The organism is Novosphingobium sp. fls2-241-R2A-195 (assembly GCF_030209485.1).
Taxonomy (GTDB): domain Bacteria; phylum Pseudomonadota; class Alphaproteobacteria; order Sphingomonadales; family Sphingomonadaceae; genus Novosphingobium; species Novosphingobium resinovorum.
Map to the genome: position 1 here is coordinate 220,992 of NZ_JARVRY010000027.1, position 25,752 is coordinate 246,743.

Genomic DNA, 25,752 nt, shown 5'->3' on the forward strand with positions numbered 1-25,752 from the left:
GCTTCGCTACGCTCGCAATGACGGCGCAAGGGATGTCAGGCCGCCGACCTCAACCTGCGTTCGGCGTTCTCCAGTGCGCCCTCGATCGCGGCGAGAAACTGGTCCGTCGCGCGTTCCCACGAATAGAGCGAGCCCAGTGCGGCGGCGTCGGTCCGCTCGACCGTCAGCGCGCCTTCGGCGGCGCGGGCGAGCGAGGTGTCGATCGCGCCCGCCGCCCAGCCGACGCGGTGGTCCACGCCGCGCCCGTCGGGTCCGAGAATATCGATCGGGCCAGTTACCGGAAAGGCTGCTACCGGCGTGCCGCAGGCCAGCGCCTCGATCACGACGAGGCCGAAGGTGTCGGTCAGGCTGGGAAACACGAAGCAGTCGGCGCTGCGATAGGCAGAGGCCAGCGCCTCGCCCGACAGTGCGCCGAGGAACAGCACGTGCGGATAGCGGCGGCGCAGGTTGTCGAGCGCAGGGCCGTCTCCGACCACCACTTTGCTGCCGGGCACGTCGAGGTCGAGGAAGGCCTCGAGGTTCTTCTCCGGCGCGACGCGGCCGACGTTGAGCAGGACAGGACCGGGCCGCATCGCCTTCAGCGCGGTCATCTCCGCAAGGCGCGGGCCGTCGGGGCGGAACAGGGCGTGGTCGATGCCCCGGCTCCACGCGCGGGTCGGGCCGATGCCGCGTTCTTCCAGTTCGGCGGCGAGGCTGCGGGTGGAGACCATGACCGCCTGGCTCTGCGCGTGGAAACGCTGCAGGATCGGCCAGAAGTACTCGGCCGAGAGCCCGGTGCGCACCGCGCAGTATTCGGGAAAACGCGTGTGGAAGGCCGAAGTGAAGGGCACCCCGCGCGCCAGGCACCAGCCGCGCGCGGCCCAGCCGATCGGGCCTTCGGTGGCGATGTGGACGATGTCCGGCGCCGCCTTGTCGAGCATCCGGCGTACGCCGAAGCGCGGCGCCATCGCCAGCCGGATCGAGGCATAGCCCGGCATCGGCATCGTCAGGAAGCGGTCGGGCGTGATCGTCTCGACCTCGTGCCCGCGGGCAGTGAGGTGTTCGACGGTCGAGGTGAGCGAGCGGACGACGCCGTTGACCTGCGGCAACCAGGCGTCGGTTGCCAGGGCCAGCTTCACGATACGGCCTCCGGGGTGGCTTCCTTGTCTGCGGCGTGCTCCTCGGCGGCCGTTTCGGCGATCGTGTGGCCGCCGGTTTCCTTGACCCAGTCGATCAGCGACATGTGGCCGGTGAAGTCTTCCGCCAGTGCGGTGCAGCTTTCGACCCAGTCGCCGTCGTTGTAATACGTGATGCCGCCGAATTCGCGGATCTCGGCGCAGTGGATGTGGCCGCAGACGACGCCGTCGAACCCGCGCGAGGTGGCCTCGTTGGCGACGGCTTCCTCGTAGCTGCCGATGAACTGGACGGCGTTCTTGACCTTCTTCTTCATGTAGGCCGAGAGGGACCAGTACGGCATGTGAAAGCGGCGGCGCACGGCGTTGAACACGATGTTGGCGCGCAGCAGCATCGAGTAGGCCTGGTCGCCCAGGAACGCGAGCCACTTGTGGTAGAGCACCACGCCGTCGAAGGCATCCCCGTGCGTGACCAGCAGGCGGCGGCCGTCGACGGTGGTGTGGACGTATTCCAGCGCCAGTTCGACCCCGCCGAAGCTGAGGCCCGCATAGTCGCGCAGCATCTCGTCGTGGTTGCCGGCGATGAAGATCACGCGGGTGCCGCGGTGCGCCATCTTGAGGATGCGGCGCACGACTTCGTTGTGGGCGTCCGGCCAGTACCAGCCCTTGCGCAGCCGCCAGCCGTCGACGATGTCGCCGACGAGGTAGAGCGTCTCGCACTCGTGCGCCCGCAGGAAGTCGACCAGCATGTTCGCGTTGCAGCCGCGCGTGCCGAGGTGGATGTCCGAGATCCAGATCGTGCGGTACTTGCGCTTGGGCCGGAAGCCCTTGGGATCGGGAAGGTCGAGCCAGGCGGGAATCCCGCTGTTGTTGCCACGTCCGATGAAGTCTTCGATCTGCTCGCGCATGGTCGTTCGTCCCCAAATTCCCTGCGATTTCGGGGCCTATGACAGCAGGCGGTTGCGGCGGCGTGACGGTTGCGGGTCAATTCGATGACAAGTGCCAAGCGGCTTGTTGATAAGCGATATTTCCCGATTGTTTCCGGCGTCGGGGCCGGTTTTGCGAATTCACTGCCATGTCACCGATATGTCACCGGGTCGTCACACTCGGGAGGCAAAAGCCGCGCGTACGAAGGGTCCTGACCCTGGGGGCAGACTATCTCGAAAAGGCGGACAACGGGGCGATGCGGCGGATCGACATATTGCTGGCGAGCGAACTTTCGGGTGGGCTCGCGCCGTTTCGGCATGACCAGTTCGACGTCATGCTGCATCGCTGGACCGACTTTGCCGAACTACCGCTGATCGAGGGGGCCTTGTGGGTCTTCATCGACTGGGTGCTGCCCGAGATGTCCGGCCTCGAACTGTGCCGCCGCCTGCGCGCGGACAGCCTGACCGCCCATGCCCACGTGACCATGGTGCTGGAGGAGGACAACCAGGAGGACCGCAAGCGTGCCTTGCGCATGGGCGCGGACGACTACATGGTCGGCCCGCTGACGCGCAATGCCCTGCTCGACCGGGTGCTCGGCGCCAACCTCGGCGAGCAGGACAGCGCGGGCATCCGCGTCGTCACGCAGGGCGAGCTGATGGTGGACGTCGCTGCGTTCCAGGCGCGTTTCCAGGGCAAGCCGATCTCGCTCATGCCCAACGAACTGCGCCTGCTGCGCTACTTCATCGAGCACCCCGGCCGGGTATTCAGCCGCACGCAGCTGATCTCGGCGCTCGGCAAGCAGGAGCCGCCGGTGGACGAACGCACGGTGGACGTGTGGATCGGCCGCCTGCGCCGGGCGCTCAAGGGCGTGGGTGCGGGCAACCCGCTGCGTACGGTGCGTTCGCTGGGGTATGTGTTCGATACGGTTTGATGCGTTTTTTTGTCATTGCGAGCGAAGCGAAGCAACCCAGGGCGGCGTAACACTGCCCTGGGTTGCTTCGCTTCGCTCGCAATGACGAGGTAGAAGCTACTGCAACGTCGCCCCATCCTCGTCACCATCGCCCGCGCGGCCGAAGAACTGCATCAGCTGCACCAGCAACTCGCATCGCGCCGAGAGCCCCGAGGCTTCCAGCAGCGCCTGCTTGGCGGCCGGATCGAACGGCGCGATCTGCGAGACGCCGTTGATCAGCGACATGTCGTCGAGCCGCCCGACCTGCTCCCAGTCGACCACATAGCCCTGCGCCTGCGCGAACCGCTTCGCCTCGCGCTCGAAGCTGGCGCGCTCGATCGGGGCGAGCACTTCCTCGGGCTCTTCCAGCAGCTCCGCCTCGACCTGACGGAACGGCGTCGTCACGTCGAGTTCGCGCAGCACGCGGAAGCGTTTCTCGCCGTCGAGAATGATGTTGAAGCGGCCGTCTTCCAGCGCCTCGACATCGCCGATGCGGCCCAGGCACCCCACCGCGAAGAGCGGGGCGCCCTCGAAGCCCTTCTGCGGCTGGATCATGCCGATCAGCCGGTCGCGTGCGAGGGCGTCGCTCACCATCGCGCGGTAGCGCGGCTCGAAGATGTGGAGCGGCAGCTGCAGCCCCGGGTAGAGCACCGCGCCGGTCAGCGGGAAGATGGTGATCCGCGCCAACCGCGTCAGCCGAACAGGACGGTCGAGAGCTTGCGGCGGGTAGCCGAAACCCACGGGTCTTCGAGGCCGATCGCTTCGAAGATCTGCAGCAGCTTGGCCTTGGCCGCGCCCTCGTTCCATTCACGGTCGGTGGCGATCATGCGCAGCAGCGTTTCGGCGGCGCCGTCGCGCTCACCGGCGGCGAAGGCGGCACCGGCGAAGGCGAACTGCGCTTCCATGTCGGCGGGGCGCTCGGCTGCGGCGGCGCGCAGGGCGGCCAGTTCGCTGTCCTCGGGCTTGTCCTTGGCGAGTGTCAGCACACCGCGCGCGCGCTCCACATGCGGGTCGGTGGAGAGCGGCTCGCCCAGCGAATCGAGAACCTGCTCGCCTTCCTCGATCCGCCCGGCGGCGACGAAAGCGCGGACCAGACCGCCAAGCACTTCGCCGTTGTCGGGCGCCATCTCGAGGATCTGCATGAAGATGCTCGCGGCGCGTTCGCCGTCACCCTCGGCCAGCGCTTCCTCGCCCATGGCGATCAGCGGGGCGAGGTCGGGCGCGGGTTCGGCGCCGCCCGGCTGTACCGGCAGCTTGGCGAGCAACTGATCGAGCATGCCCTTGAGCTGCGATTCGGTGCGGGCGCTGGTGAGGTCCGCCACCGGCTGGCCCTGGAAGATCGCGTAGACGGTCGGGATCGACTGCACGCGGAACTGCGCGGCGATGAACTGCTCCTCATCGACGTTGACCTTGGCGAGCAGCACGCCCTTGTCCGCGTATTCCGCGGCGACCTTTTCCAGCACCGGGGTCAGCGCCTTGCAGGGGCCGCACCACTCGGCCCAGAAGTCCAGGATCACGAGCTGGGTCATCGAAGGTTCGGCGACCGCCTTGCGGAAACGGTCCACGGCCTTCTGCTCGTCGAGGTTGAGACCCATGCTGGCCAAGATTCGTGCTCCAATTACGAAAAATCAGTTCCCTAGATTGGCCTTTCGCGCGCGTTTGTGAAGGGAGAATGCGCCAATTCGGCCCGTTTCCGAGGCTGTCGCAAAAACTTTGTCTTTTATGCTTGCCGACCTTTCGAACCGCTGCTAGTGGGCCGCCTCCACACCGGACGGGCCGCTTTCCAGCAGGCCCTTTCGAAACGCCAGAGCGGGCGTAGCTCAGTGGTAGAGCACAACCTTGCCAAGGTTGGGGTCGAGGGTTCGAATCCCTTCGCCCGCTCCAGTTTTCCCACATCGCAAAACTACCTCCTGCAAAGGACCGGCCTCAAGGGACCGGCGGTGTTCTGCGCGTCCGGGATCGGGCAAGTTCAGTTTGAATTTGCTGCGCCGCACCACGATAGTGGTGCCATGCAGAACCTCTTCCGAATCCTTTTCTGGCTGGCGCTGGTCTTTGCGGTGACGATGGCCGTGCTGCCGCATCCACCGCACTTTCCCGGTGAGCCCAGCGACAAGTTCCAGCATATGATGGCTTTCGCAACGCTCGCGGTGCTGGGCGTGCTCGGCTATCCGCGCGTGCCCAAGCTGGCAATCGCGGCAGGACTGGTGCTGCTCGGCGCGGGGATCGAGGTGGTGCAGATGATCCCCGCGCTCCACCGCGATGCGGAACTGATGGACCTCGTCGCCGACACTTTCGCGATCCTCGTCATGCTCGGCGCGATCAGCCTTGCGTTGGGGCTGCGCAAGGCTCGGTAAAATTTGTGACGCATTTTTTGTGACGTGGGGCTCTTGCAGAGGTCGCGAACCGCTGCTAGTGGCCCCTCCACCCGGACGGAAGCGGTCTTCATCGCACTGTCCGTCAAACGCCAGAGCGGGCGTAGCTCAGTGGTAGAGCACAACCTTGCCAAGGTTGGGGTCGAGGGTTCGAATCCCTTCGCCCGCTCCAGTTTGACCTTCCAGACATCGATGGTGCGGAGGCGTGAAACGCCGCCGCTTGAGCCAAGCGCCCGTCATCCCAGCGAAGGCTGGGACCGCTGGCCCGTTACGGCCAACTATCGTCAGGGCATCCGAACGAGAGTTGGGCTTTTCACGGCCAGCGGTCCCAGCCTTCGCTGGGATGACGGGGTTTGTTTGAGGCGTTGATGCGTACCGGCGAGGGAATCAATCCCCCGCCACGGTCATCCCGTCCACGCGCAGCGTCGGCACGTTGATCGCGCGGTGCCATTCGAGGTCGTTCGCCGCCGTCAGCTGAGCGAACATGCGCAGCAGGTTGCCCGCCACGGTGAACTCCGCCACCGGCCCGGCCAGCTCGCCATCGACGATGCGGAAGCCCGCGGCGCCGCGGCTGTAGTCGCCGGTGACGCCGTTGACGCCCTGGCCGATCAGTTCGGTCACGTAGACCCCGTCCTTCACGTCCGCCATCAGTTCTTTGGGCGACAGCGTCCCCGCCGCGAGGTGGACGTTGCCGGTCGATACGCCCGGCGCGCCGCCGCCGTTGCGCGCGGCGTGGCCGGTCGGCGCAAGGTTCAGCTGCCGCGCCGAGGCCGAATCGAGCAGCCAGCCGGTCAGGCGCCCGTCCTCGACGATATTGCGCGCCGAGGTGGCGAGGCCCTCGCCATCGAACGGGCGCGAGCGCAGGCCGCGCGGGGTGTGCGGATCGTCGGCGATCAGGATGCCGGGGGCGAAGATCTGTTCGCCCAGCTTTTCCAGCAGGAAGCTGGAGCGGCGCGTGATGGCGCTGCCGGTGATCGCGCCGAGCAGGTGGCCGACCAGCGAACTGGACACGCGCGGGTCGAAGATCACCGGCATGGCGCCGCTCTTGAGCTTGCCGGAGCCGAGCTTGGCGACGGTGCGCTCCCCGGCAAGGCGGCCGATTTCGGCGGGGGAAGGCAAGTCTGCATGGTGGTGCGTGCTGCGCCAGGCGTTGTCGCGCTGCTTGTCCGAGCCGTCGCCGCCGACGACCGAAGCGCTCAGCGAATGGCTGGTCGAGCCGTAGGCGCCGGAAAAGCCGTGGCTGGTGGCGAGCGCGAAGACGCCGTGCCCGAAGCTGGCGGTGCCGCCGTCGGAATTGGTGATGCCGGATACCGCGCGCGCGGCGTCCTCAGCCTCCAGTGCGGCTTCGCGCAGGGCCTCGGGGCTGGGTTCGTGCGCGTCGATCAGGTCGAGGTCGGGCCAGGGGCCGCGCGTCAGCAGTTCATCGGGGGCGAGGCCGGCGTAGGCATCCTCGGGCGCGGCGCGAGCCATGTCGATGGCGCGGGCGGCCAGTTCGTCGAGCGCGGCGGGGGAGAGGTCGGATGAGCCGATGCTGGCCGAGCGCTTGCCCACGAAGACGCGCAGCGCGATGTGCTCGCTTTCGGAGCGTTCAACGTCCTCCAGCTTGCCGAGACGGACCTGGATGCCTTCGGAGGAACTGGCGCCATAGACCGCGTCGGCGGTCTCGGCCCCGGCGCGGCGGGCGCGCTCCACGAGGTCAAGCGCGCGGTCCCTTGCCTGATCCGGACTGAGCATGACCTGTGAAACTCCCGATAAAAAGCCGAACTTGCGGCCTTGCCCTAGTCGCGGTGCAGGCGAAGGGCAAACGGGAGTTATCCGCGCTCTCGTCATTGCGAGCGCAGCGAAGCAATCCCGGGCAGTCTTGAGCCGCTCTGGCTTGCTTCGCTGCGCTCGCAATGACGAAGAGGTGGGGCAGGGGGGAGGTCAGGAATTCAGGCGAAGAGCAGAGCCAGTCCCTTGAACAGCGCGGTGAGGGCGAAAGGCAGGCCGATCGCCAGAAGCCACAGCGCCAGCCGGTCCCGCCGGTAATAAGGTGCGAGGGCCGGGTCGTGCGCCTGTTCGTCGGTCAGCCCGTTCCACCGCGCTTCGAAGCGGCGGCATGCCGGGATGATCGCGACGACGAGGATCACCAGCGCGAAGTACGGCAACAGCGAGCCGCCATGCGCCTTGAGCGCGCCGATGGTAACGAAGATCTGCAGCGCCGTGTAGACCAGCAGCGCATAAGCGATGTGGTCGCTCATCTTGCGGCGCCAGTCGCTGACCTGAGCGCCTGCAATTGGCGAATCCGTCACCGGTCCGCCGTATGATCCCGAGTGCGACTGCTCGGGGTGGGAACTGGAACCTCGCACCGGCTGGTGCGCTGCATGGTCCGTCATCCTGTCCATAAGGGCGATTCTCCTCGACCTCTTGATGCTGAGTACATCACCGAAAGGCGTTCATGACAAGTTCAGTTCCAGATTCCGCAAGTGCGAGGGGCTCCGCAGTCCGATTTCCCCCGAGTCATGCACGAATCCTGCCAGTCGCGTCGCCTAAGCGGAAATGCCGTCTTGCGGGGGCGTGCCTGCCTGCGGTAAGTGCCCGGCGATGACGGCAGAATTTCAGCAGGATCACGGCCCCGCAGCCACCGACTCCGCACTTCTGGCGGAGCGTGGCGGGCTGGAGGTCATCTCGATCGCCAAGAGCTACGACAAGCGCGCGGTGCTCACCGACATTTCGCTTTCGGTCGCGAAGGGCGAAGTGCTGGGCCTGCTCGGGCCGAACGGCGCGGGCAAGACGACGTGCTTCTACTCGATCATGGGGCTGGTCCGGCCCGACTCCGGGCGTATCCTGATGGACGGCGTCGATGTGACCCGCCTGCCGATGTACCGCCGTGCGATCCTGGGTCTGGGCTATCTGCCGCAGGAAACCTCGATCTTCCGAGGCATGACGGTGGAGCAGAACATCGGCGCGGTGCTTGAACTCAACGAGCCCGACCGCGACGTGCGTCAGGCCGAACTTGACCGCCTGCTCGACGAATTCGGCCTGACCCGCCTGCGCACCAGCCCGGCGATGGCGCTCTCGGGCGGTGAACGCCGCCGCTGCGAAATTGCCCGCGCGCTGGCCGCCAAGCCCTCGATCATGCTGCTCGACGAGCCGTTCGCGGGCATCGACCCGCTTTCGATCTCGGACATCCGCGACCTCGTGCGCGATCTCAAGACGCGCGGCATCGGCGTGCTGATCACCGACCACAACGTGCGCGAGACCCTCGACATCGTCGACCGCGCCTGCATCATCTACGGCGGCCAGGTGCTCTTCGCCGGCAGCCCGGAAGCGCTGGTGGCGGACGAGAACGTGCGGCGCCTTTATCTGGGCGAAGGCTTCACGTTGTGATTCTTCGGCGTGCCGGGGCCAATAGTGGTGCAGGTGCTTCGACAAGCTCAGCACGAGCGGGGTTGGGGGTGGATTTCCTTTTCCCGCTCATCCTGAGCTTGTCGAAGGATCACAGCACGGACCTCTGAGCCATGGCGCTGGGGCCGCGCCTCGATCTCAGGCAAAGCCAGTCGCTGGTGATGACGCCGCAGCTGCAGCAGGCGATCAAGCTGCTGGCGCTGTCCAACCTCGAAATCGAGACTTTCATCGGAGAGGCGCTCGACGCCAACCCGCTTCTCGACGTGGGCGCGCAGGCGCCTGCCGCCGAGACCGTGGAGGCACCCGCCGAGGCGCGTGTCACGGCGCTGGAGACGTCCGGCGTGGATCGCCTGATCGGCGAGGGCCGCGCTGCCGACGATCGCCCGCTCGACATCGATACCGGCGCTCTCGACCGTGACCGCGACACCGGCGACGGCGCCGTCCGCGACGAGACATGGGGCGCGGACCTGCGGCTCAGCGGAGCATCGGGCGGCGAGGAAGGCCCCGGCATCGACGAACGCGCGGCCCTCGGCGGCACGCTGGCCGAACACCTCGAAGCCCAAGTCGGCGCGGTCGCGCGCGATCCCTTCACCGAGGGCGTCGCGCGCTACATCATCGGCCAGCTCGACGAGGCGGGCTACCTGCCGGTGAGCCTGTCCGAACTTGCGGGCGACCTCGGCGTCGATCCCGGCGAGATGGAGGAAGGGCTGGCGCTGGTCCAGGCGCTCGACCCCACCGGCGTCGGTGCGCGCAGCCTGTCCGAATGCATCGCCCTGCAGGCGCGCGAGGCGGATCGCTACGACCCGCTCATGGCTAAGATGATCGACAATCTCGACCTTCTGGCCAAGGGCGAATTGCCCCGCCTCAAGCGCATCTGCGGCGTGGACGACGAGGATTTCGCCGACATGCTCGCCGAACTGCGCAGCTACGACCCCAAGCCAGGCCTGCGCTTCGGCGGCGAGCCGAGCGGCGCGGTGACGCCCGATATTCTGGTGACGGCGCGCAGCGATGGCGGCTGGGACATCGCGCTCAACCAGGCGACGCTGCCGCGGCTGATCGTCAATCGCGGCTACTACGTGGAAATGAAAGGCGAGTGCGACGACAAGGCGTCGCGCGCGTGGCTGTCGGACAAGCTGGCGGATGCGAACTGGCTGATCAAGGCGCTCGACCAGCGGCAGAAGACCATCCTCAAGGTTGCGGCCGAACTTGTGAAGCAGCAGGACGGCTTCTTCCGCAAGGGTGTCGCGCACCTCCGGCCGTTGACCCTGCGCGCGGTGGCGGAAGCGATCGGCATGCACGAATCGACGGTCAGCCGCGTGACCTCGAACAAGTTCCTCAACTGCCCGCGCGGGACTTACGAGCTGAAGTACTTCTTCAGTTCGGGCGTCGCTTCGGCGGACGGGGAGGGCGGGGCCTCGGCCGAGGCGGTCAAGGCGGCGATCCGCCAGCTCATCGATGCCGAGGATGCGAAGGCGATCCTGTCCGACGACGCGCTGGTGGATCTGCTGAAGGGCAAGGGCTTCGAACTCGCCCGGCGTACCGTTGCCAAGTACCGCGAGGCGATCGGGCTCGGCAGTTCGGTGCAGCGTCGCCGCCAGAAGGCACTCGCAGGCGCGCGTTGATTTCGCGCGCTGTTGCAATGCAGCGCATGCTAACCACGCTGATCATGTGGGCGCCCTGTTAAATACTTGGCATGTTTAGTAAAAAGTAATTTGCAAGAATTATGACTATGGTATCTTCTCGCTGACCGGTGCCGTACCTGCGGTGAACGGCAGGATACGGGCCGCTGTTGAGGAGAAGCCCATGTCTTATGTCGACGGGAATTCCGGAAGTACACGCAAGGCCCTGACTGGTGGTGTCGTCGTCCTGATCCAGGGCGGTCTGGCACTGGCGCTGATCAACGGTTTCGCGGTGACCTTCTTCGAGAAGGAGAAGCCGCCGCACCTTGCCAGCGAGTTCTTCCCCACCAAGCCCGTCACCCCGGACCTGCCGCCACCTCCGACCGCAGAGCCGGACCAGAAGCTGGTGCGCGACACGCCGATCAGCGCGCCGCTGCCGCGCTTGGACATCACGCCCAAGGCCGCGATCACCGGCGTCACCGTCGATCCGATGCCGGTAAGCGGCGCCACCGAGTTCAGCAGCGACTTCGCGCTGCCCTCCACCGCGCCGAGCGAACCGGCGGCCCGTTTCACGCCCAAGGTCGCCCGGCCGCGTGGAAATGTCGCGGGCTGGGTCACCACTGCCGACTACCCGACCGCCGACATTCGTGCAGGGAATACCGGGACGGTGCGCTTCCGCCTCGCCATCGATGCCGATGGCCGCGTGTCGGGCTGCACGGTCACGCAGTCGAGCGGCTTTCCCGGCCTCGATGCGGCGACCTGCCGCAACGTGACCCGGCGCGCCCGCTTCGATGCAGCGAGCGATGCCACCGGCGGCAGGGCTGCAGGGACTTACGACGGGACCATCCGCTGGGTGATCCCGAACGACTGAAGCGCCCTTGGCGGCCTTCGGGTCGCCCGGCCGGGGTGTGGCTCGTTCCGCCAACCAGAGCCCGCTCCGGCCGTCAATTATGGCGGGAACTTGTGGGGCGGACGCGGGTTTAGTGATTGTGTCCCCGGTCAAGGGCGGTCCTCAGGGGCCGCCCTTCCATTTTTTGGGGCCGCTTATCCTCCCTGTCGCGCAGCGATGGGGAGGTGGCAGCCCGCAGGGCTGACGGAGGGGTTCTCCCCCTCCACCACTCGCTACGCGAGCGGTCCCCCTCCCCATTCCTTCGGGACAGGGAGGATTCCTACAACAGCGATAACTGCCCGTCCTTCGCGGGCCGCGCGTCTTCCTCGCGCTGCTCCAGCGCCGAAAGCGTCAGGCCCATCAGGCGGATCGGCTGGGGCAGGGGCAAGTGGTCCTCCAGCAAGGCATGGCCGATCGTCGAGAACTCCGCCTTGTCCGCCACGAAATGGTGCAAAGAGCGGGCGCGGGTGAGGGTCTGGAAATCGGCGTAGCGCAGTTTCATCGTCACCGTCCGCCCGCGCGCGCCGGAGCGTTCGATGCGCTCCCATACCACGTCGACGATGTGGTCCATGGTTTCGCGCAGGGCCACCGGGTCCTCGATGTTCTCGAAGAAGGTGCGCTCGCCGCCTACCGACTTGCGAGGGCGATCGGCACGTACCTGGCGCAAGTCGACGCCCCGTGCGGCGCGGAACAGGTACTCGGCGAAGCTGCCGAAGTTGGCGCGCAGGAAGGCGAGGTCCTTGCCCGCAAGGTCGGCGCCGGTCTCGATGCCGAGGCGCGCCATCTTCTCCGCCCCGCGCGGGCCGACGCCGTGGAAGCGGCGCACCGGTAGCCCGGCGACGAACTGCGCGCCCTCGCCGGGGCGGATGACGCAGAGGCCATCGGGCTTGTTCTGGTCGCTGGCGAGCTTGGCGAGGAACTTGTTGTAGGACACCCCGGCACTGGCGGTCAGCTGTGTGTCGGCCTTGATCCGGCGGCGGATTTCCTGCGCGATGCGGGTGGCCGAGCCGATGCCCTTGAGGTCGGCGGTGACGTCGAGATACGCCTCGTCGAGCGAGAGCGGTTCGACATGGGGGGTATAGTCGAGGAAGATCGCGCGGATCTGCTGGCTGACCTCGCGGTAGACCTCGAAGCGCGGCTTGCGGAACACGAGGTCCGGGCAAAGGCGAACGGCGCGGGCGGAGGGCATTGCCGAACGCACGCCGAACTTGCGCGCTTCGTAGCTCGCCGCAGCCACCACGCCGCGCCCGGACGAGCCGCCGACGGCGACGGGCAGGCCGCGTATCGAGGGATCGTCGCGCTGCTCGACGCTGGCGTAGAAGGCGTCCATGTCGACATGGATGATCTTGCGCAGGCCGTCGGCTTCGTCCTCTCTCGATCCGGGGTGATGATCATCCTGCGAAAACATGCGATATCATATAGCGCCGTTCGCGCCGAATGCGCCATCCGGAGCGGGATTTCACTGGCCAACCCATGTCAAGTGCGGCATGCGCCAGCGCATGACCTCCCCCGCACCACGCTCCGAGAAGTTCCCGATGGGGGAGCTGGAATTCGTCGTCATGATGGCCTCTTTCCAGGCCCTGCAGGCATTGGCGATCGACGTCATGTTGCCTGCGCTCGGCGCGATCAGCACCGACCTGCATCTTGCCGATCCCAACCAGCGGCAGTTGATCGTCGGCGTGTTCCTGATCTGCTCGGGGCTGGGCTCGCTGTTTCCCGGCGCGCTGGCCGACCGCTTCGGGCGGCGCCCGGTGGTGCTGACGGCGATCACGACTTACGTGCTGCTCTCCATGGTCTGCGCGGTTTCGGCCAGTTTCGAGCTGCTGCTGATCGCGCGCGGGGTGATGGGCTTCGTGACCTCGGCGATGATCGTCATGCCGATGACCATCCTGCGCGACCGGTTCGAGGGCGACCGCATGGCGCGCAGCCAGTCGCTGATCGCGATGACCTTCATGGTGGTGCCGATGATCGCGCCGATGCTGGGGCAGACGGTGCTGCTGTTCGCGGGATGGCGCTGGATATTCGGGATCATGGGCGTTCTGGCGGCCTGCGTCTTCACCTGGGCGTGGATGCGCCTGCCCGAGACACTGCACCCCGATTTCCGCCAGCCGGTAAGGCTCAGCGTGATCGCGGGCAACATGGGGCTGGCGCTGAAGGAGCGGGCGGCCTTCGGCTATTTCCTCGGCGCGGCCTTCGTGCAGGGGGCGCTGTTCGGTTATATCAACAGCGCGCAGCAGCTGGTAGGCGAGCACTTCGGAGCGGGGACGATGTTCCCGGTGATCTTCGGCTGCATGGCGCTGGTCATGGCCTGCACCAACTTCGCCAACGCGCGCATCGTCGAACGCTTCGGCGCGCGGCGCGTGTCGCACGCGGCGCTGCTGGGGTATATCGTGCTGGGGAGCATCCACCTCGTGCTGGCGATGCGGGGCGAGGGGCTGTGGACCTTCCTGCCGCTGATGACGCTGTCGATGTGCATGCTCAGCTTCATCGGCTCGAACTTCCAGGCGATCTCGCTGCAGCCCTTCGCGCGGATCGCGGGGGCGGCGGCCTCGGTCATGGCGTTCGTGCGGATGGTGCTGGGGGCGACGCTGGGGTCGCTGATCGGACAGGCTTACGACGGCACCGCGCGGCCGATCATGGCGGCCATGGTGATCTGCGGGCTCATCGCGCTGGTGCTGGTGCTCTATTCGGAGCGGGGACGGCTGTTCCGCCGTCTCAACCCGCCGGAGTATTACCGCAATGCGCCTCCGCCAGTCGGTCACTGACGGGGCGCACGCGCTTTTTTATACCCTGCGGCCGCGGAACAGCTGCACGAGACCCACGACGATGGCGATCACCAGCAGCACGTGGATCAGCGCGCTGGAAACATGGAACACGACGAAGCCGAGCAGCCAGAGCACGATGAGGATGGCGGCGATGGTGAATAGCATGGACGTAGCTCCCAACAGTTGTGTGCGTGGGTAACGCCGGGTGCTGGGGATTTGTTTCCGGTCTATTGCTTAGAGGAGATGATCGCTCCACCCCTCGTCATTGCGAGCGCAGCGAAGCAATCCAGGGCAGTCTTGAGCCGCCCTGGATTGCTTCGCTGCGCTCGCAATGACGAGGGGAGGGTGATGCGCTCTAGTTGCGCGCTGCCAGTTCGCGGCGCGATGGCCGGGGTATCGGCGCAGGGGCCGGTTCACGCTTGGCCTCGAAGAAGGCGCCCGCAATCAGCCGCAGCTTCTGCAGCATGCTCACCCTTGCGCGGTGGTCCCATGCATGGGCGCCGAGGCGTTCGACCTCCCGCGCGATGCCGCCGTAGATGCCCGCTGCCGAGAGCACGGCCCAGCGCTGCCGGAAGGCCAGCCGCGCCGCACCGACGCGGGCCGAGGCCTCGTATTCGCGCGCCATCGCGCAGGCGCGGGCGACTTGCGGGACGAGGGCGTAGCGATAGTGCGGCTTGGTGATCTCGCCGGGGGGGATGTCGGCCTCCACCAGCCACTCGACCGGCAGGTAGCAGCGGCCGTTGGCGTCGTCTTCCCACACGTCGCGTACGATGTTGGCGAGCTGAAAGGCGATGCCGAGGTCGCAGGCGCGGTCGAGCGTGTCCTCGTCGTCGGCGGGCACACCCATGACGGCGGCCATCATCACCCCCACCGCGCCCGCTACGTGGTAGCAGTAGCGCAGCATGTCGGTTTCGGAGCGCGGGCGCCAGTCGGCGGCGTCGAGCGCGAAGCCGGCGAGCACGTCCTCGACCATGGCGGGGGTGATCGGCGTCTCGCGCATGAGCTGGCCGAGTGCGTCGAAGGCGGGCGAGCCGGTTGCTTCCCCGGCCATCGCCAGTTCGGTGAGGGTGCGGATCGTGGCGAGGCGCGATTCGGGGTCGAGCTTGCCGGGAATGGAGGCGCCTCCATGATCCTGCTCGTCGGCGATGTCGTCGCAGGCGCGGCACCAGGCGTAGAGCAGCCAGACTCGCTCGCGCGTTTCGCGGTCGAACAGGCGGCTGGCGGCGGCGAAGCTCTTCGACCCGAGGCGGATGGATTCGCGCGCCTCGGCGACGAGGGCGGCGCGGTTAAACGGCATTGCCGCGGGTCTTTCGTCCACCTCGCCCGTCGTCATTGCGAGCGAAGCGAAGCAATCCAGGGCGGCTTGAGACTGCCCTGGATTGCTTCGCTTCGCTCGCAATGACGAACGAGGGGGGGACAAGCCCTCCCTCGCCCGAACGGCAGGCCGCGCGCATCACAGCGTGTTCGGGTCCATGTTCACGATCGGCACGATCGGCTGGTGCGCGTGCATCCGGTCGAGCAGCGGCGCCAGTTCGGTGTCGGCCAGCAGGATGCTCTGGTGCGCCGGGCGTACGAAGCCGACTTCGGCCATGTGGCGGTTGAACGCCAGCAGCCCGTCGTAGAACCCGAAGGCATTGAGCACGCCGACCGGCTTGTCGTGATAGCCCAGCTGCGCCCAACTGACCGCTTCCCACAGCTCGTCCATGGTGCCGACGCCGCCGGGCAGGACGAGGAAGCCGTCGGACAGCTCGGTGAACTTGGCCTTGCGCTCGTGCATGGTCTTCACGATCGTCAGTTCGCAATCGTGGTTGGCGACTTCGCCGCCCTTGCCGTCCTTGCCGGTCAGGGCTTCGGGGATGACGCCGATGCACTCGCCGCCCGCCGCCAGCGCGGCACCCGCGACGGCGCCCATGAGGCCGAGGCGACCGCCGCCGTAGACGACGCCGATGCCCTGCGTGGCAAGCGCGGTGCCGACGTCCGCGGCAAGCTGGACGTAGCGGGGATCGGCGGGAGTGGCGGAGCCGCAATAGACGGCGAGACGCTTCATGTCAGTCAACTACCTTGATATTAACCAGCGCGCCCTCCGGAAGATCGCGCGTCTGCCGGGCGAGGTCACCCGTGATTTGGATGAGGCGGACGAAATCGATCCGCACCAGATGTTTGTGGGCATAATCCCCGGCGACGAGCGCCTGCGGGGTGAGGCTGTAGACCTCGCCCGATGCGGGAGGCCCTAGCCGCTTTACCGCCGCATCGACAAGGGCGTCCGCGCGCCAGATCGCCTTCGTCTCGTCCAGGGCCATGTGCGCCCTGGCCTCCGCCTCGGTGCCGAGCGGGGTGACTTCGCCGAGATCGGGATCGACGTAATGGAACGCGCCCGCATCGTCGGTGACGAGCATGTGCCCCATCAGGCTGTGCGCGACGACCTCGGCGAAGTGCACGCCGGTCCAGCCCCATGCGGCATTGAGGGCGTGGACTTCCCGGCTCACCTGAGGTCTTCCAGCATCAGCTTGGCGGTGGCCTTGGCGCTGCCGACGACGCCGGGAATCCCTGCGCCCGGATGCGTGCCCGCGCCGACGAGGTAGAGGTTCTTCAGCTTGTCGTCGCGGTTATGGCCGCGGAAGAAGGCGCTCTGCGTCAGGATCGGCGAGAGGCTGAAGGCATTGCCCTTCCACGCGCCGAGGTCCGCCTCGAAATCGGGCGGGGCATAGTGGAAGCGGGTGACGATGCGGTCCTCGATGTCGGGGATCAGGCGGCGGCCGACTTCGCGGATCACGCGCTGTTCCAGCACCGGGCCGACTTCCGCCCAGTCGATCGGCAGCTTGCCCATGTGGGCGACGGGGACGAGCGCGTAGAAAGTGCTCTTGCCCGGCGGCGCCATCGAGGGGTCGGTGACGGTCGGGTGATGGAGATAGATCGAGAAATCGCGCGGCAGCACGCCATGCTCGAAGATGTCGTCGAGCAGGCCCTTGTAGCGCGGCCCGAACAGGATCGTGTGGTGCGGGATGCCGGGCCAGGTGCCCTCCAGCCCGAAGTGCACGACGAAGAGGCTGGGCGAGAAGCTCTTCTTGGTGAGGCTCCTGGCCATCTCCTTGCCGCGCACCGTGTCGCCGAGGAGGCTGGCGTAGGTATGCATGAGGTCGCCGTTGGAGGCGACCGCGTCGAAACGTTCGCGCCAGCCGCTCTCGCATTCCACTTCGGTGACCTGATCGCCGATGGTGTGGACCTGCCGGACCTTGTCGCCGACGCGCAGCGTGCCGCCGAGGCGCTCGAACAGGTTCGCCATGCCCTGCGCCAGCTTGTTGGTGCCGCCCTTGGTCCACCACACGCCGCCGTCCTTCTCCAGCTTGTGGATCAGGGCGTAGATCGCGCTGGTGCTCATCGGATTGCCGCCGACGAGCAGGGTGTGGAACGAGAGCGCCTGCCGAAGATGCTCGTCCTTCACGTAGTGCGAGACCATCGAATAGACCGAGCGCCACGCCTGATAGCGCATCATCGCCGGCGCGGCCTTGATCATGCTGGAGAAGTCGAGAAACGCCTCGTGCCCCAGCTTGACGTAGCCTTCCTGCCAGACCCCGGCGGCGTAGCGTTCGAACTCCTCGTACCCGGCAAGGTCGCCGGGGGCGACGCGGGCTATCTCGCGGCGCAGGGAACCTTCGTCGTTCGAGTAGTCGAAAGTGACGCCGTCGGTCCAGTTGAGGCGATAGAACGGCATGACCGGCATCAGCGTCACGTCGTCGGCGATGTCGTGGCCGGAGAGCTTCCACAGCTCGCGCAGGCATTCGGGGTCGGTGACGACGGTGGGGCCGGCATCGAAAGTGAAGCCCTCGCGCTGCCAGGAGTAGGCGCGGCCGCCCACCTTGTCGCGCGCTTCGATCAGCGTGGTGGCGATGCCGCTGCTCTGGAGGCGGATGGCGAGGGCGAGGCCGCCGAACCCGGCGCCGATGACGCAGGCCTTCTTCACGATACGGCTCCCAGATCAGCCAGCGGACGCCCGCGCCCGGTCAGGCTGGCGAGCGCCGCGCCCACCGGCACCGGCGGCTTTCCGGCCAAGACCCGCGCCATGTCGAGCGGGGTCGAGCGGCCTGCGTAGAAGCGCTCGATCAGCCCCTCGGGCAGCGTGTAGAAGCGCGCCAGCATGCGCCAGCGATCCGGGCCGTGTGCGGCGCCGAAGAGCATCTTGCTCAACATTCGATAGAAGCGCCCTTGGCGCCAGTGCTGTGCGGCCCTGTCATGACTGGTCCTCAATAGGGCGGACCCGGAGAGATTGTCGAGGCTGGTCAGGTAAAGCGCGAATCTTACAGCATCGGGAATCGAGTAGGACGTCAGCGGATGGCACAAGGCGGCGCGGGTTCCGGCACGGGCCAGAGAGCCTGAACCCGCGCCGCCTTCGCGCCAGAACGCCTCGAAATCGCCCTCGGCGATGACGGGAAGGACGCCGGTTTCCTCGTAGGCGACGCTCTCGACCTGCCAGCCTTGCGCGCGGGCATAGTCGGCGATGCGGGTGCGCAGGGCCGGGAGGTCGAGGTCGGAGGTATCGGAATAGTACGTATCCTCGACGAAGACCTCGGTATCGGAGAAGGGCAGGCAATAGACGAAGCGGTAGCCGTCGATCTGCGCGACGGTGGCATCCATCACCACCGGCCGCGCCAGCCCATGCGGCGCAGCGAGGCGCAGCGACAGCCCGACGAACTTCTGCCAGCCGCCTGCCATGTGCGGCAGGCCCCGGCTCCCCCGCGCGTCGATCACCGCCCCGGCGGCGAAGCGGCGACCATCGGACAGGGTGACGCTGGTGGCGTCGGCGTGCTCGACTTCGAAGCCGGTGACGATGGCGTTGGCGGGCAGCGCTGCGCGCACCGCCGCGTCGAGCTTTGTGCCCGTAGCGCTCCGATAGGGTGTCGTTAGGTGCCGCCTGGTGCCGGGAAAACGCACCTCGTAATCGTCCCAACGGGCAACGACGATGGGGTCCAGCAGCGCCTCGCCGCCTTCGGGCAGGTCGCTGGCGAAGAAGGACCAGACGTGGTCCCCGCCAAGTCGCTGATCACGCTCGAATATCGCCACACGAAGGTCCGGTCGCCGCGCCGCGAAGGCAAGCGCGATCAGCCCGCCGGCAAGGCCGCCACCGAGTATCGCGAGGTCACAGAACGCCGGATCGGCCGATTTTTGCTGCATCGCGGCGTTGTTTAGGCACTGCGAACGATTGCTGCAACTTGGCAGACCCCTCGCTTTACTGCATGTTCGTGACGATGACAGGGCAACTCACAGGCCAACTGGCCGTTTGCGACGCCGCATCGGGGGATGCGGCCGCAATAGCCGAGATTTACGCGCACTACGTGCTGGAAAGCACCGCGACGTTCGAGACCGAGCCACCTGACGAGGCGGAATCGGAACGGCGAATCTGTGAGCTTATCAAGGGAGGCTATCCCTTCCTCGTCATGCGCGACGATGACGGCAAGGTTCTCGGCTTCGGCTTTGCCCAGCGCTACGGCCCGCGTGCGGGCTATCGCTACAGCGTCGAGACGACGATCTACGTGTGCCAGGACAGCCTGAACCGCGGGATCGGCAGCGCGCTGCTCCAGGAACTGCTCACCGAGTGCGAGAAGCGCGGTTTCCGGCAGGCTTTCGCGGTGATCGCAGCCTCGGAACCGGCTTCGGTCGTGCTCCACGCGCGGGCGGGGTTCCTGCCGGTCGGTACGCTGACGGCGGCGGGCTGGAAGCACGGTCAGTGGATCGACGTGTTCCTCATGCAGCGCCGCCTCGGCGACGGCAACGAGACGCTGCCCGAAGGCGCCGCCGCATCCTGAACCTCGCGGGACGCTCGCCCCTGCTGCCGCATCGTCCGGCGGTGTGGCTGGCGCTTGCTCTTGGCCTTGCGCTACTGGCGGTCGAGCTTGCCATGGGGCGCCCGGCGATCTGTCCATGCGGCGTCGTCCGGTTCTGGGCGGGGGACGTGCAGTCGGACCAGAACAGCCAACAGGTCGCTGACTGGTACAGTTTCAGCCACGTCATCCATGGGCTCATCTTCTACGGAATCGCGCGCGCGCTCTGGCGGTGGACTGCGCTGGGCCGCATCCTGTCGCCGCGCTGGGCCTTGCCGCTGGCGGTGGCGTTCGAGGGAGGCTGGGAACTCCTGGAGAACTCGCCCCTGATCATCGATCGCTACCGTTCAGTCACTATCAGCTACGGTTACAGCGGCGACAGCGTGCTCAACTCGCTGAGCGACGTGGGGTGGATGGCGCTGGGTTTCATTGTCGCCGCGCGCCTCCCGGCCCGCGCCAGCGTGGCTCTGGCGCTGGTGTTCGAGGCGTTCACGCTGTTCATGATCCGGGACAACCTGACCCTCAACGTCCTGATGCTGGTGCACCCGATCGAGGCGGTGCGTGATTGGCAGTCGTCGGCCTGAAAGCCAAGCGAGGCAACTGTTAGGTCTCGCAAAGCGTTGGTCTTTCAAGATCTTCAGGGGACCGTCATGAATTCACGCCTTGTCTTACGGATTTGCACGGCATCTGCCGCCCTTCTTTCGATGCCCGCCATCGCGCAGGAGGCGCCGCAGCAACAGGCGACCGAGAACGTCCTCGACGGCGATTACCTGACGGTCGGCGTCGGCGCGGTCTATGTTCCCAGTTATCGCGGCTCGGATGACTACATCCTCTCGCCGGTGCCGCTGGTGCGCGGCCATTTCAAGGGCGTGGACATCAATCCGCGCGTTGCGGGCGTGGCGCTGGACTTCATTCCCGACGACAAAGATTCGGGCATCGGCTTTTCGCTGGGGCCAGTGGTCACGGCCTCGTTCAATCGCAACCGGCGCGTGCGGGACGAGGTCGTGCGGGCGGCAGGCAAGCTCGATCCGGCGATCGAGGTCGGCGTCAGCGCGGGCGTGACCAAGTACCGGGTGCTGCACGACTACGATTCGCTCACGCTGTCGAGCGACGTGAAGTGGGACGTGAACGGCGCCTACAAGGGCATGGTCTGGTCCCCCGCGATCAGCTACGCGACGCCGCTGAGCCCGGCGGTCGTCACGGTGCTGGCGGTCAGCGCCCGCCGTGTCGATGACAAGTTCGCGCGCTACTACTACTCGGTGAATCCGGGGCAAAGCCTTGCGAGCGGGCTGCCGGTCTACAATGCCAAGGGCGGCTGGGACAGCGTCAACACCTCGCTGCTGATGGCCTATGACCTCTCCGGCGACGTGCGCGACGGTGGGCTTTCGGTGTTCGGAGTGGCGAACTATTCGCGCATGCTGAACGACGGCAAGGACACGCCGTTCACCTCGCTGCGGGGCAGTGCGAACCAGTGGGTCCTGGGCGCGGGCGTGGCCTATACGTTCTGATGCGGGGAGCCTTCGACGGCTTCGATCACCTTCCGGCGCAAGTCAGGCAGCACTTCCGCTTCGAACCACGGGTGCTTCGCCATCCACAGCCGGCTGCGCCACGCCGGATGCGGAAGGGGGAACAGTCCTTCCGGCGCCTCGCGCCACCGTCGCACCGTTTCGGTGAGGTTGGGCGCGAAGCCGCGCGGCAGGTAGCGTTTCTGGGCGTACTGCCCCACCAGCAGGGTCAGGCGCCGCTGGGGCAGTTCGGCCAGCAGCGGCGCGTGCCAGCGCGGGGCGCATTCGGGGCGAGGGGGCTTGTCGCCGCCGCTCGCCTTGCCCGGATAGCAGAAGCCGGAGGGCATCTGCGCGACTTTCGCGGTGTCGTAGAACATGGCCTTGTCGAGCCCCAGCCAGCCGCGCAGCCGGTCGCCGCTGTCGTCGTCCCAGCCTATGCCGCTGGCATGGACCTTGCTGCCCGGCGCCTGCCCGATGATGAGCAGGCGGGCGGACGGGCTGGCCGCGACGAACGGGCGCGGCTCGAAGCCCAGCGCCGTCTCGCACAAGCGGCAGGCGCGGATTTCGCCGAGAAGGGCGTCGAGGGTTGCGGAGGCCATCTACCGCAGATGGCCACCTTCCTTGCCTGAGACAAGGCGTGCCCTGTTACCCCGCCTTGTCGAGAGCGGCGATGGGGTCCTTGGCGATCTGCGGATAATACGTCTCGAGCATGGCGTGCCAGTCCGCCGGAAGGTCCTCGAAGCGCTTCACCTTGCCGCCGTTGCCGAACAGGTTGAGCGTACCGGGGCGATCGCCCATCCGCAGCCATTCCGGCCAGCTGCGCACGTCGTTGGACTGCACCCGCGTGTCGACGTTGGTGACCGCCGGGTCCAGCACCAGCGCGCTCGGCGCGGACAGGGTGCTCACTTCGTTCAGATAGGACACCGAGCCGTCGGGAGCGGTCACTCTGGCGTGCGAGCGGTCGCGCACCGCGATCTCGCCGGTGCGCAGGGTGAAGGGCACGGCGGGGGTGTGGACGTGCTCGAAACGGGGCGCGCCCGGAATATCGGGAATGTCGATCTCGTTGGTCGCCGAAACCCGCACGCGCGTGGGGATCGGGCCGCGACCGCCGACTTTCACGGTCTCTCCCGTGATCGGGTTGCGGAGGTCGGTGAGGCGATGGCCGGTGTCGATATCGACGCGGAAGCTGATCTCCAGGTCGATCAGCTCGAAACTGCCATCGGCCTTGTGCGTGATGCGCTGGATCGATCCGAGATTGATCGCATAGACCGGGATCAGGTCGCCGCCCGTCGCGGCCATGTACGGACCCTTGATCCACGAGAAGACCAGGCCGTCGTCCGTGCGATAGCGCAGCTTGCGATAGATCAGCGAGGCGTCGGCTGCATTGGCGGGATCGAGCAGGCGCTTCTTCGGCGTTGCGGCCGCCGCCGGAAGCGAGGCTGCGGCAAGCGCGGTGGCGCCCAGTCCCAATGCGGTTCGTCGGTCCAGTTTTGCCGCGTCGTTTTGCTCGATCATTTTGCACTCCCCTTACTGCGATCGAGAAAGTTGATCGTTATCGGGGGAGCAACAAGCATGCGGCACGGGATTGGTCGCGTCTCGGATAGCGATGGGCTCAGCCCGCCACGCGCATCTCCATGAGGGACGAGGAATAAGGCACGATGAGGCTCTTCGCGCGGTCCCAGGCGCTGCGCAGCCAGGTGTCCTGCACGGCCGGATCGGGTGGGAGGATCACCGGCATCGTCTCTCGCCCCTCTGCTCTCAGTGCCGCGTTCGCTTCGCAGGCGAGGAGGGCGAAGGAGGGAATCTCGCTGTCCTTCCATACCGCCGCCATGGCGAAGACCGGCTGGTCGGCGCAGGCGAACCAGCACTGGCGGCGCTTGCCATCCGTGGGCGAGGGGCGGCCCCACTCCATGAAGGCGGTGGCGGGGACCAGGCAGCGGAACTCGCTGTTGCGCAAGTTGCCGATCCAGAACGGGCTGTCGAGGTTGCGCACCGTCAGGATGCCGCGCTGTTCGTGGACCGAGGGAGGCGGCGGTACGCCCCAGAGGCGCGGGATCATCCGGCGCGGGGTGCGATATTGCGGCCTCGGCCCGGCGATCGCCTCTCGCCCAGCAGTGATGACCGGCGCGAACTGCCCGGGCGCGACGTGGCCGCCGTCCCATGGGTCATTGCCGGATTCGGCCCCGAAGGAGCGCGCGACATGCGGCGCGGGCGCGTCGAGGCGATAGAGCATCGGCATGGGCTCAAGCCTCTAGACCCCGCCGATACGCGCGTCTATCACTGCGCCGTCCCCGGGGAGCCAGCAAGTGGCTGAGAGTTGTGGGTATGCTCCACAAGACCCGTCGAACCTGAACCCGTTAGTACGGGCGGAGGAAGTGGAGCGTCGGGTTTGAGCATGTTTCAACGCCCGTAATGCGTCTCTTTTTTCGTCCCATGGAAAGAAGAGAGGCAATCCATGGCAGACATCAATTCCAAGCTCGAAATCGGCGTGACGACCGGCCCCATCCGTGGATCGAGGAAGATCCACGTCGGCCCGCTGGGCGTGGCGATGCGCGAAATCCACCTCGAACCCGGCAGCGGCGAGGCCCCGGTGCGGGTCTACGACACCTCCGGCCCTTATACCGATCCTGATGTCACGATCGACATTTCGGCGGGCCTCGCCCCCAAGCGCCGCGAATGGATCACGGCGCGCGGCGACGTGGAGGATTACGCCGCGCGCGAGGTGAAGCCCGAGGACAACGGCATCAAGGGGCCTGACCGTTCGGCAGGGGTTCCGGCCTTCCCCAACGTCGTCAGGCGGCCCTTGCGCGCGAAGGCGGGCATGAACGTCAGCCAGATGCACTATGCCCGGCGCGGCATCATCACGCCGGAGATGGAATATGTGGCGGAGCGCGAGAACCTCGGCCGCGCCATGCTCAAGGAATACGTGCGCGACGGGCAGGACTGGGGCGCATCGATCCCGGACTACGTGACGCCCGAGTTCGTGCGCGAGGAAGTCGCGCGCGGCCGCGCCATCATCCCCTCCAACATCAATCACCCCGAAAGCGAGCCGATGGCGATCGGGCGCAATTTCCTGGTCAAGATCAACGCCAACATCGGCAACTCGGCCGTCGCCTCGGACGTGGCGAACGAGGTCGACAAGATGGTCTGGTCGATCCGCTGGGGCGCCGACACCGTCATGGACCTCTCCACCGGGCGCAACATCCACGACACCCGCGAATGGATCATCCGCAACAGCCCCGTGCCCATCGGCACCGTGCCGATCTATCAGGCGCTCGAGAAGGTCGGCGGCGTGGCGGAAGACCTGAACTGGGAGGTCTTCCGCGACACCCTGATCGAACAGGCCGAGCAGGGCGTCGATTACTTCACCATCCACGCCGGAGTTCGCCTGCCCTTCGTGCCGCTGGCGGCGAAGCGCGTCACCGGCATCGTCAGCCGCGGCGGCTCGATCATGGCCAAGTGGTGCCTGGCGCATCACAAGGAATCGTTCCTCTACGAACGCTTCGACGAAATCACCGAGATCATGAAGGCCTACGACGTCGCCTATTCGCTGGGTGACGGGCTGCGTCCGGGCTCGATCGCGGATGCCAACGACGAGGCGCAGTTCGCCGAACTCTACACGCTGGGCGAACTGACCAAGCGCGCCTGGGAACAGGACGTGCAGGTCATGATCGAGGGGCCGGGCCATGTGCCGATGCACAAGGTCAAGGAGAACATGGAAAAGCAGCTGGCCGCCTGCGGCGAGGCGCCGTTCTATACCCTCGGTCCGCTCGTCACCGATATCGCGCCGGGCTACGACCACATCACCAGCGGCATCGGCGCCGCGATGATCGGCTGGTACGGCACGGCGATGCTCTGCTACGTGACGCCCAAGGAGCACCTCGGCCTGCCCGACCGCGACGACGTGAAAGTCGGCGTGGTCACTTACAAGCTGGCCGCCCATGCCGCCGATCTGGCGAAGGGCCACCCGGCGGCCAAGGTCCGCGACGATGCGCTGTCTCGCGCCCGTTTCGAGTTCCGCTGGCGCGACCAGTTCAACCTGTCGCTGGATCCCGACACGGCGGAGCAGTACCACGACCAGACGCTGCCGGCCGAGGGCGCCAAGTCCGCGCATTTCTGCTCGATGTGCGGGCCCAAGTTCTGCTCGATGAAAATCAGCCAGGAAGTGCGCGAGTTCGCGGCGAAGCAGAACCAGCCGGTCGAAACCTTCGTCGCCGCCGAAGAGGCGGAAGCCGGAATGGCCGAGATGAGCAAAGTGTTCCGGGAAACCGGCAGCGAACTCTACATGGGGGCAGGCGGGCGCGAGCACGACTGACTCGGCGAGCGAGTTGGATCTAAACCTTCTTTGTCATCCCCGCGAAGGCGGGGATCCATCTGACGGGCGTGCAACATGAAACGTCAGGAGATGGGT

At 66.8% G+C, this 25,752-nt stretch carries 26 protein-coding genes, 2 tRNA genes and 1 riboswitch; of the genes, 12 read left to right on the forward strand and 16 right to left on the reverse strand.

Going from position 1 to position 25,752, the window contains the following annotated elements:
* Nucleotides 1-35: 35 nt before the first annotated feature.
* The gene (locus QRN25_RS20960) at nucleotides 36-1,118 is read right to left on the reverse strand and encodes a glycosyltransferase family 4 protein (protein WP_285021193.1); all 1,083 of its coding nucleotides are present in this window, start codon (nucleotides 1,116-1,118) and stop codon (nucleotides 36-38) included.
* Nucleotides 1,115-2,020: a UDP-2,3-diacylglucosamine diphosphatase gene (locus QRN25_RS20965; RefSeq protein WP_008830165.1), complete on the reverse strand. Its 906-nt coding sequence runs from the start codon at nucleotides 2,018-2,020 to the stop codon at nucleotides 1,115-1,117. Before QRN25_RS20965 ends, QRN25_RS20960 begins: the two co-directional genes overlap by 4 nt.
* A 275-nt stretch (nucleotides 2,021-2,295) precedes the next feature.
* Between QRN25_RS20965 and QRN25_RS20970 the strand changes: the two genes are divergently transcribed.
* Nucleotides 2,296-2,970: a response regulator transcription factor gene (locus tag QRN25_RS20970; protein WP_008830164.1), complete on the forward strand. Its 675-nt coding sequence runs from the start codon at nucleotides 2,296-2,298 to the stop codon at nucleotides 2,968-2,970.
* Nucleotides 2,971-3,066: 96 nt separating this feature from the next.
* On the opposite strand, the gene QRN25_RS20975 is transcribed toward QRN25_RS20970, so the two are convergent.
* Nucleotides 3,067-3,675, reverse strand: coding sequence for an LON peptidase substrate-binding domain-containing protein (locus QRN25_RS20975; RefSeq protein ID WP_008830163.1), 609 nt, complete (start codon nucleotides 3,673-3,675; stop codon nucleotides 3,067-3,069).
* Nucleotides 3,676-3,680: 5 nt separating this feature from the next.
* Nucleotides 3,681-4,583 (reverse strand): tetratricopeptide repeat protein, encoded by a 903-nt coding sequence (locus tag QRN25_RS20980; protein ID WP_285021290.1) that lies wholly within the window; start codon nucleotides 4,581-4,583, stop codon nucleotides 3,681-3,683.
* Nucleotides 4,584-4,797: 214 nt separating this feature from the next.
* Between QRN25_RS20980 and QRN25_RS20985 the strand changes: the two genes are divergently transcribed.
* The 3 genes from QRN25_RS20985 (at nucleotide 4,798) to QRN25_RS20995 (ending at nucleotide 5,532) form a co-directional block, all read left to right on the forward strand.
* Nucleotides 4,798-4,872: transfer RNA gene (locus QRN25_RS20985), tRNA-Gly, on the forward strand.
* A 125-nt stretch (nucleotides 4,873-4,997) separates the two neighbouring features.
* A complete protein-coding gene (locus QRN25_RS20990) occupies nucleotides 4,998-5,342 on the forward strand; it encodes a VanZ family protein (protein ID WP_285021194.1) in 345 nt (114 codons plus the stop codon).
* A gap of 115 nt (nucleotides 5,343-5,457) precedes the next feature.
* Nucleotides 5,458-5,532 (forward strand) — tRNA-Gly (locus QRN25_RS20995).
* A gap of 215 nt (nucleotides 5,533-5,747) precedes the next feature.
* Here the strand turns inward: QRN25_RS20995 and QRN25_RS21000 are convergent.
* Together QRN25_RS21000 and QRN25_RS21005 are read right to left on the reverse strand one after the other, a co-directional pair.
* A complete protein-coding gene (locus QRN25_RS21000; protein ID WP_285021195.1) occupies nucleotides 5,748-7,094 on the reverse strand; it encodes a TldD/PmbA family protein in 1,347 nt (448 codons plus the stop codon).
* Nucleotides 7,095-7,291: 197 nt separating this feature from the next.
* Entirely contained in the window at nucleotides 7,292-7,744 is a 453-nt protein-coding gene (locus QRN25_RS21005) for a hypothetical protein (RefSeq protein ID WP_008832089.1), read from the reverse strand.
* 199 nt (nucleotides 7,745-7,943) lie between these two features.
* On the opposite strand from QRN25_RS21005, the gene lptB reads away from it, so the two are divergent.
* The 3 genes from lptB (at nucleotide 7,944) to QRN25_RS21020 (ending at nucleotide 11,237) form a co-directional block, all read left to right on the forward strand.
* Nucleotides 7,944-8,729, forward strand: a complete 786-nt coding sequence (gene lptB / locus QRN25_RS21010) for an LPS export ABC transporter ATP-binding protein (protein ID WP_271181957.1) — start codon at nucleotides 7,944-7,946, stop codon at nucleotides 8,727-8,729.
* A gap of 131 nt (nucleotides 8,730-8,860) precedes the next feature.
* Nucleotides 8,861-10,369, forward strand: coding sequence for an RNA polymerase factor sigma-54 (gene rpoN / locus QRN25_RS21015; protein WP_285021196.1), 1,509 nt, complete (start codon nucleotides 8,861-8,863; stop codon nucleotides 10,367-10,369).
* 181 nt (nucleotides 10,370-10,550) lie between these two features.
* Nucleotides 10,551-11,237, forward strand: a complete 687-nt coding sequence (locus QRN25_RS21020) for an energy transducer TonB (protein WP_285021197.1) — start codon at nucleotides 10,551-10,553, stop codon at nucleotides 11,235-11,237.
* A 298-nt stretch (nucleotides 11,238-11,535) separates the two neighbouring features.
* Here the strand turns inward: QRN25_RS21020 and dinB are convergent, their stop codons facing one another.
* Nucleotides 11,536-12,663, reverse strand: a complete 1,128-nt coding sequence (gene dinB / locus QRN25_RS21025) for a DNA polymerase IV (protein ID WP_285021198.1) — start codon at nucleotides 12,661-12,663, stop codon at nucleotides 11,536-11,538.
* Nucleotides 12,664-12,754: 91 nt separating this feature from the next.
* Between dinB and QRN25_RS21030 the strand changes: the two genes are divergently transcribed.
* A complete protein-coding gene (locus QRN25_RS21030) occupies nucleotides 12,755-14,020 on the forward strand; it encodes a multidrug effflux MFS transporter (RefSeq protein ID WP_285021199.1) in 1,266 nt (421 codons plus the stop codon).
* Between the two features lie 18 nt (nucleotides 14,021-14,038).
* Here the strand turns inward: QRN25_RS21030 and QRN25_RS21035 are convergent, their stop codons facing one another.
* From QRN25_RS21035 to crtY, 6 genes are all read right to left on the reverse strand, one after another.
* Nucleotides 14,039-14,185 (reverse strand): lmo0937 family membrane protein, encoded by a 147-nt coding sequence (locus QRN25_RS21035; protein ID WP_008829807.1) that lies wholly within the window; start codon nucleotides 14,183-14,185, stop codon nucleotides 14,039-14,041.
* Between the two features lie 190 nt (nucleotides 14,186-14,375).
* Nucleotides 14,376-15,317, reverse strand: a complete 942-nt coding sequence (locus QRN25_RS21040; RefSeq protein WP_285021200.1) for a phytoene/squalene synthase family protein — start codon at nucleotides 15,315-15,317, stop codon at nucleotides 14,376-14,378.
* Nucleotides 15,318-15,473: 156 nt separating this feature from the next.
* Nucleotides 15,474-16,067 (reverse strand): LOG family protein, encoded by a 594-nt coding sequence (locus tag QRN25_RS21045; protein ID WP_285021201.1) that lies wholly within the window; start codon nucleotides 16,065-16,067, stop codon nucleotides 15,474-15,476.
* Nucleotide 16,068: 1 nt separating this feature from the next.
* A complete protein-coding gene (locus QRN25_RS21050) occupies nucleotides 16,069-16,506 on the reverse strand; it encodes a hypothetical protein (RefSeq protein ID WP_285021202.1) in 438 nt (145 codons plus the stop codon).
* The gene (locus tag QRN25_RS21055; RefSeq protein ID WP_008829803.1) at nucleotides 16,503-17,981 is read right to left on the reverse strand and encodes a phytoene desaturase; all 1,479 of its coding nucleotides are present in this window, start codon (nucleotides 17,979-17,981) and stop codon (nucleotides 16,503-16,505) included. The genes QRN25_RS21050 and QRN25_RS21055 overlap by 4 nt, the downstream gene beginning before the upstream one ends.
* Nucleotides 17,978-19,189, reverse strand: a complete 1,212-nt coding sequence (gene crtY, locus QRN25_RS21060; protein WP_285021203.1) for a lycopene beta-cyclase CrtY — start codon at nucleotides 19,187-19,189, stop codon at nucleotides 17,978-17,980. Before crtY ends, QRN25_RS21055 begins: the two co-directional genes overlap by 4 nt.
* A gap of 38 nt (nucleotides 19,190-19,227) precedes the next feature.
* Here crtY and QRN25_RS21065 point away from each other — a divergent pair, with 38 nt between their 5' ends.
* The 3 genes from QRN25_RS21065 to QRN25_RS21075 all read left to right on the forward strand — a co-directional run bounded on the left by QRN25_RS21065 (nucleotide 19,228) and on the right by QRN25_RS21075 (nucleotide 21,344).
* Nucleotides 19,228-19,821, forward strand: coding sequence for a GNAT family N-acetyltransferase (locus tag QRN25_RS21065; RefSeq protein ID WP_008829801.1), 594 nt, complete (start codon nucleotides 19,228-19,230; stop codon nucleotides 19,819-19,821).
* A gap of 41 nt (nucleotides 19,822-19,862) precedes the next feature.
* Nucleotides 19,863-20,420 carry a DUF2585 family protein gene (locus tag QRN25_RS21070; RefSeq protein WP_285021204.1) on the forward strand — a complete coding sequence of 186 codons (558 nt, stop codon included), beginning with the start codon at nucleotides 19,863-19,865 and terminating at the stop codon, nucleotides 20,418-20,420.
* A gap of 66 nt (nucleotides 20,421-20,486) precedes the next feature.
* Nucleotides 20,487-21,344 carry a MipA/OmpV family protein gene (locus QRN25_RS21075; protein WP_285021205.1) on the forward strand — a complete coding sequence of 286 codons (858 nt, stop codon included), beginning with the start codon at nucleotides 20,487-20,489 and terminating at the stop codon, nucleotides 21,342-21,344.
* Here the strand turns inward: QRN25_RS21075 and QRN25_RS21080 are convergent.
* From QRN25_RS21080 to QRN25_RS21090, 3 genes are all read right to left on the reverse strand, one after another.
* Nucleotides 21,332-21,940, reverse strand: a complete 609-nt coding sequence (locus tag QRN25_RS21080) for a uracil-DNA glycosylase family protein (RefSeq protein ID WP_008829798.1) — start codon at nucleotides 21,938-21,940, stop codon at nucleotides 21,332-21,334. The two genes, QRN25_RS21075 and QRN25_RS21080, sit on opposite strands and share 13 nt — an antisense overlap.
* A 46-nt stretch (nucleotides 21,941-21,986) precedes the next feature.
* A complete protein-coding gene (locus QRN25_RS21085) occupies nucleotides 21,987-22,856 on the reverse strand; it encodes a DUF1838 family protein (protein ID WP_285021206.1) in 870 nt (289 codons plus the stop codon).
* A gap of 97 nt (nucleotides 22,857-22,953) precedes the next feature.
* On the reverse strand, nucleotides 22,954-23,580 hold the full coding sequence (locus tag QRN25_RS21090) for an SOS response-associated peptidase family protein (protein ID WP_285021207.1): 627 nt from the start codon (nucleotides 23,578-23,580) through the stop codon (nucleotides 22,954-22,956).
* Between the two features lie 43 nt (nucleotides 23,581-23,623).
* Nucleotides 23,624-23,734, forward strand: a riboswitch (TPP riboswitch).
* A gap of 62 nt (nucleotides 23,735-23,796) precedes the next feature.
* On the opposite strand from QRN25_RS21090, the gene thiC reads away from it, so the two are divergent.
* The gene (thiC, locus tag QRN25_RS21095; RefSeq protein ID WP_285021208.1) at nucleotides 23,797-25,656 is read left to right on the forward strand and encodes a phosphomethylpyrimidine synthase ThiC; all 1,860 of its coding nucleotides are present in this window, start codon (nucleotides 23,797-23,799) and stop codon (nucleotides 25,654-25,656) included.
* Nucleotides 25,657-25,752: the final 96 nt, after the last annotated feature.